An 803-nucleotide genomic window follows, 5' to 3' on the forward strand; every position below is an offset into this window, starting at 1 on the left:
TTCGAACGTAACAAACCGCACGTCAACGTCGGTACCATTGGTCACGTCGACCATGGCAAGACCACGCTGACTGCTGCTCTGACTCGCGTGTGCTCCGAAGTTTTCGGTTCCGCTCGTGTCGACTTCGACAAGATCGACAGCGCTCCGGAAGAGAAGGCGCGCGGTATCACCATCAACACTGCCCACGTAGAGTACGACTCCAACGTCCGTCACTACGCGCACGTTGACTGCCCGGGTCACGCTGACTATGTGAAGAACATGATCACCGGTGCGGCCCAGATGGATGGTGCGATCCTGGTTTGCTCGGCTGCTGACGGCCCCATGCCGCAGACTCGCGAGCACATCCTGCTGTCCCGTCAGGTTGGCGTTCCGTACATCGTCGTGTTCCTGAACAAGGCTGACATGGTTGACGACGCCGAGCTGCTCGAGCTGGTCGAGATGGAAGTTCGCGACCTGCTGTCGACCTATGACTTCCCGGGCGACGACACGCCGATCATCATCGGTTCCGCGCTGATGGCGCTGAACGGTGAAGACGACAACGAGCTGGGCACCACTGCGGTCAAGAAGCTGGTCGAAACTCTGGATACCTACATTCCTGAGCCGGTTCGCGCCATCGACAAGCCGTTCCTGATGCCGATCGAAGACGTGTTCTCGATCTCCGGTCGCGGTACCGTTGTGACTGGTCGTGTTGAGCGTGGCATCGTCAAGGTTCAGGAAGAGATCGAGATCGTCGGTCTGCGTCCGACCACCAAGACCACCTGCACCGGCGTGGAAATGTTCCGCAAGCTGCTGGACGAAGGTCG

At 59.3% G+C, this 803-nt stretch carries 1 protein-coding gene; it reads left to right on the plus strand.

The genetic code is table 11. The annotated features are described in order from the left end of the window. A partial coding sequence (locus tag N8H22_RS20055) for an elongation factor Tu (RefSeq protein ID WP_264592227.1) occupies positions 1–803 on the plus strand: 803 nt, incomplete at both ends.

Source organism: Stutzerimonas sp. S1, from assembly GCF_025966695.1.
Lineage (GTDB): Bacteria > Pseudomonadota > Gammaproteobacteria > Pseudomonadales > Pseudomonadaceae > Stutzerimonas.